Origin of the sequence: Streptomyces sp. URMC 126, from assembly GCF_051386555.1 — a bacterium.
Taxonomy (GTDB): domain Bacteria; phylum Actinomycetota; class Actinomycetes; order Streptomycetales; family Streptomycetaceae; genus Streptomyces.
The window spans coordinates 1-923 of record NZ_JBPQTX010000641.1 but is presented as its reverse complement, the minus strand read 5'-3'; the positions used below and the strand labels follow the sequence as shown (position 1 = coordinate 923).

Below are 923 nucleotides of genomic sequence, written 5' to 3'. Positions count from 1 at the left end.
GGCCGAGGGGACGCCCGATGCTTCCGGTGACGGAGGTGCCGGAGGCGGAGACGCAGGGGGCCACGGCGGTGGCGGTGGCGGTGGCGGCTGGTTCGGCGGCAGCGGCGACTGCGGCGGTGGGCACAGCGGAGGCGGAGGCGGAGACGGCGGCTCATCGTGCTAGACGGTGGGGGCGGGCCTTTTCGCCTCCGCTCCGCTTCCCGCTTCGACCTTCGCTTGCCGCTGCCGCCCCCGATCCCGTCCCGGACCAGGCGAGGGCCCAGAGCCGGCCCGCAGCGCCCTACTCGCCGTGCATGATCTGGATCAGATTGCCGCAGGTGTCGTCCAGGACGGCGACGGTGACGGAATCCATCTCCACCGGTTCCTGGGTGAAGCGCACCCCGAGTGCGCGCAGCCGGTCGAACTCCGCCCGCACGTCGTCCACGGTGAAGGAGGCGGCCGGGATGCCGTCCCGCACCAGCGCCGTCTTGTAGGGCCCCACCGCCGGATGGCCGGAGGGTTCGAGCAGCAGCTCGACCCCGTCGGGGTCCTCCGGCGAGACCACGGTCAGCCACCGGTCCGCCCCCGCGGGGACGTCGTGCTTCGTGACGAACCCCAGCACGTCCGTGTAGAAGCGCTGGGCCTTCTCCTGGTCGTCGACGAAGACGCTGGTGAGGCGGATTCTCATGGGGGCTCCCCGGCACGTCGGGCCTGAGCCGTCGGCCTGACGCGCTCAGCGGGTTGGTTGCTCGTCGGAACCGTGGCTCCGCCGAGGGCCCTGGCACCGTGTCCCGGCGGGTTCACGGCTTACGGGCCGGCGGCTCCAGGCTACCGGCCGGGGCGCCCGCCGCCCGCCGGGAGGCGGCCGATCGGACGAGCCGCCCGGGCCGGCTCCGCGTCCCGACGGGAACGCCGGGCCCGCCGCCCCGGAGGCGTTCCGGGGC

Annotated in this window: 1 protein-coding gene; it reads right to left on the bottom strand. The window is 74.8% G+C overall.

All coding sequences use genetic code 11. The annotated features are described in order from the left end of the window. Window positions 1-280 precede the first annotated feature (280 nt). Window positions 281-667: a VOC family protein gene (locus tag ACSNOK_RS33265; RefSeq protein WP_436784511.1), complete on the bottom strand. Its 387-nt coding sequence runs from the start codon at window positions 665-667 to the stop codon at window positions 281-283. Between the last annotated feature and the right edge of the window lie 256 nt (window positions 668-923).